This window comes from Paenibacillus forsythiae T98, assembly GCF_000520735.1.
Lineage (GTDB): Bacteria > Bacillota > Bacilli > Paenibacillales > Paenibacillaceae > Paenibacillus_AQ > Paenibacillus_AQ forsythiae.
In genome coordinates this window covers 1-3804 of the sequence record NZ_ASSC01000739.1, presented here as the reverse complement: position 1 = coordinate 3804, position 3804 = coordinate 1, and the positions used below count along the sequence as shown (strand labels likewise).

General features: G+C 53.4%; 4 protein-coding genes. 3 read left to right on the top strand and 1 reads right to left on the bottom strand.

The annotated features are described in order from the left end of the window. The first annotated feature begins 271 nt into the window (after positions 1–271). On the top strand, positions 272–691 hold the full coding sequence (locus L692_RS0122475; RefSeq protein ID WP_025702228.1) for an RDD family protein: 420 nt from the start codon (positions 272–274) through the stop codon (positions 689–691). An 11-nt stretch (positions 692–702) separates the two neighbouring features. On the opposite strand, the gene L692_RS0122470 is transcribed toward L692_RS0122475, so the two are convergent. Beyond that, on the bottom strand, positions 703–1530 hold the full coding sequence (locus L692_RS0122470; protein ID WP_025702227.1) for an ATP-grasp domain-containing protein: 828 nt from the start codon (positions 1528–1530) through the stop codon (positions 703–705). A 193-nt stretch (positions 1531–1723) separates the two neighbouring features. Between L692_RS0122470 and L692_RS0122465 the strand changes: the two genes are divergently transcribed. Continuing rightward, entirely contained in the window at positions 1724–2785 is a 1062-nt protein-coding gene (locus L692_RS0122465) for a Gfo/Idh/MocA family protein (protein WP_025702226.1), read from the top strand. Positions 2786–3300: 515 nt separating this feature from the next. Beyond that, positions 3301–3804 (top strand): ATP-binding cassette domain-containing protein (locus L692_RS29910; protein WP_036725015.1); only part of this gene is annotated, 504 nt, incomplete at its 3' end.

Sequence of the window (3804 nt, the reverse complement as noted above, 5' to 3'; positions counted from 1 at the left end):
GGCGTCGCGCAATGAGAATGGCCGGCTGATGATTCCGCTGAGCAGCGTGCCGCTGTTGTTCGGCGTCCAGATCAAGTGGACCGGTTCGAGCAGCACCGTTACGATTCTATAGCGCACAATTCCATAAGACAGGACCGAAGAAGCCGATCCGAAATGACGGACCGGCTTTTTGCATGAGATCCGTAACTTGTTTAATTGCCGTAACAGATCGTTCTGTGGTAGTATGCGGAAAATTGATTCTATTCAGGAACTTTTAGGAAGGAGTTTTAGATTGAATAAAAGAAACGCAGGCTTTTGGATTCGCTTTGCCGCCCAATTGTTGGACGGTCTCGTCTTGATGATTCCGGCAGGGATTCTCTACTTTCTCATAACGGGAGGAGAGAAAGCGAGCGACTCGGAGCGGGATGTTGTAAGAAATATCCTGACCATGGGCTATACCGTGCTGCTGCCGGTGTTCTGGAACGGCCAGACCATCGGTAAAAGAATATGCAAAATCCGTATCCGGAAGCTGGACGGGACTTCTCCCGGAATTGGATCGCTGCTAATACGGAACGGGCTGTGCTTGCTGCTGTACAGCTACACTTTCGGAATTGCCTTTCTGATCAGCATCGTGATGGTGATTGTCCGGAAGGACCGGAGGGCGATTCACGATTTTGCCTCCGGAACGGAAGTCGTGCATGATTATCCTTGAATAACAAAGAATTAGGCCTGAAGGGCTGTTTGCAGCGAGCGCCTGAACTGTTCAACGAACCTTTGGCGAACGTCCGGCCGCAGCTCCAGCAGGGAGAGATAGGGATTCAAATCTTCAAGCTCAACCAGCAGAAGCTCTCCTTGTTTCGTCCGGCAGGCATCGACGCGCTGGATTCCCCAAGCCAGATTGTTCCACTCGATGAACCGATTCGCAAATTTCAAATCCTCTGCAGTCGGGACATACTCCGCTAACCTCCATCTCTTCTCTTTGTCCGGCGCGTATAGCGCGTATTGAAACTCATGGTCGATGAAGTAAAACGATACCTCGTATTCAAAATCAATGAACGGCTGAATCAGGATGCTCCGGTCCACGGAGGCGCTGAGTTTGGAGGCCAGATCCTTCCGGGATATCCGCTCCAGACCGATGGAGTCCGCTCCGTCCTTTGGTTTGGAAATGTAAGCTTCGGCCTCCGGCAATATCTCCAACCACTGCACATCATCAATGGTCGGTATGACAGGATACCCGGCCTTTGCAAGCTCCGGCAGATAATCCTTCCCGTTCATATCGCCTTTACCGTCCAATGAATTATAGATGTTGTAGCGGTTCGCAGCCGCTCTTTCACGGAATGACAGGTACTCGTCCTTGAAATTGGCGACGGGTCCGGCGTTCCGGATCACGATAAGATCAGCATGGTGCTCAAAAGCATGAATATCCTTCGGATGGCAAATCGTAAGCGCGAATGATTCTCTAAGCTGCGAAGTCAGAAACAAATCCTCTTTATAATACTTCCGCCCTTTGGCCGGGTAATACAGATCGGTGACAAATAATATCGTGTTCATCCATCTACACCTTCCACAAAAATATCCCGTACCCGCTCATTATAGCGCAAAAGGAAGACGGACTAGGAGGGGACCGTAATTTTTTGCGGACAGGCGCTTTCCTGTGTGATTGAAAACGGTGTAGAATGTAGGGGAATGCAAAATTGAACCTGTGTCTACTTGCAGAAGCACACGCGAAAGGAAAGGATAAAATATGGAACAGAACAAGTACAGTCTGGTCATCATCGGTTTCGGGGGAATGGGCAGCTACCATGTGCAATTGATTGAGCCGAGCGAGCGGCTGGCGGTAACCGGTGCCTATGATGTGGTCGATTACCGGATGGAGCTTGCGGCGGCCAAGGGTTTTAAGACTTATGACAGTCTGGAAGCGGTTTTATCTGATGAAACGGTTGATGTTCTGCTGATTGCGACGCCCAACGATGTACATAAGGATATCGCGATCCGGGGGCTTAAGGCCGGCAAGCATGTGATCTGCGAGAAGCCGGTTACCGTGAACAGCGCGGACCTGCTTGATATTCTGGAAGTGGCCAATAAAACGGACCGCGTCTTCATGGTGCATCAGAACCGGCGCTGGGACGAGGATTTCCTGATTATCCAGAACCTGATCGAGAAGAAAAAGATCGGTGAGGTGTTCCATCTGGAGTCCCGCGTGCAGGGGGCCAACGGTATCCCGGGCGACTGGCGTCAGCTCAAGGCGTACGGCGGCGGCATGCTGCTGGATTGGGGCGTTCATCTGCTCGATCAGCTCCTGCTGCTTACCGGAAGCAAAATCGACAGCGTAACTGCCGAATTGAGCACGATTCTCGGCACCGAGGTGGATGACGGATTCACCAGCTTCATCCGGTTCAAGGACGGCCTGACCGCCGTGATCGAGGTCGGAACGACCAATTTCATCAAGCTGCCCCGCTGGTATGTCAAGGGTACGGAGGGAACCGCCATTATCCGCGACTGGGATCTCAGCGGGGAGATTGTGGTGAACAATCCGGAGGTGGCCAAGGTCGAGCCGAAGCCGATCCAGGCGGGACAAGGGCTTACGAAGACGATGGCGCCGCCCTCGGAGGAATCAACGCTGCGCTTGCCGATTGAGAAGGCTCCGAGCACGAAGCAGAGCTTCTACGACAACTTTGTCTCCGTGATCGAAGGCAAGAGCGAGCCACTGGTCAAGAACGAGGAGGTTCTCCGTGTGCTGCGGCTGATTGAGACGATCTTTGAAGCGGCGGAGAAACGGGCCGTCCTTAAAGATCTGGAGCTGTAAGCTCTCCTGCCGGAAACTCGGGGTCTTGCCACCTGGGACTTCCCTGCTCTATAATAAAAATATATTTCAAATTCGGACAACTGACGGAGGATCTTCCCTACGATGAAGAACTAATTGCGTTTCCTTACAAGACCAGCCAACTTGTGACTAGCGATAAGCACAAGCTGCGGTGCGCCCATATAGGGCGACGTCAGGGATACGTATGTCATCGGGAAGATCCAGGATCGGTAAACGTTTCGTTCAGGAAGGCTAAAGAACAGCTTGCCATGAATAGCCGGGCGATATGGATTGCCCGGGTATACCCGGCCCGGGATTAACCGGAATCCGCCGTGATTTCGAACCTGTTCATGGCTGCATTCCGCCCGGCAATGGTCGGTCATGGTTGCCGCCGCTTTCGCAGCAGGCCTGTCAACGGCTGAACGAACCGTATTCTCCGTCTTCCCTTCATACGATATTTGTGACCGCAGCGGCTGCTGCGGTTTTTTTATTCTTGTATGAATTCGGAGGGATTGACCATGCCGGTGTTGAAGGTGAAAGAGTTATCCAAGGAGTGGGACGGGAATACCCTGTTCAATAATATATCGTTTGAGCTGGCCGAGGGGGAGCGGATGGCGCTCTTCGGACGCAACGGAGCGGGCAAGACGACGCTGCTGAAAGGGTTGCTGGGCGCTATTCCTTTTGAGTCGGGGTCGGTATTCCGCGCCCTGCCCTTCAAGGAATGGGGGCTGCTGGACCAGCAGCTTGATCCGGAGGAAGGAATGACTGCCCGCCGGCTGGTGCTGGAAGGGAACGCCGAGGCGGCCCAGCTTAAGATCAGGCTGGAACGTCTGGGTGGCAGGCTTCAAAGCGGCGGCCAAGCGGAGAAGCCTGTTCTGGACGAATACGGCGAAGCCTATGAAGACTATCTTCGGCTGGACGGCTACGGCTGGGAGGCGAAGGCGGAAAAAGCGCTGCGGCAGCTGAATTTGCCGCAGGAAGTCTGGGATCTGCCTTACCGCTCCTTGAGCGGCGGGCAGAAG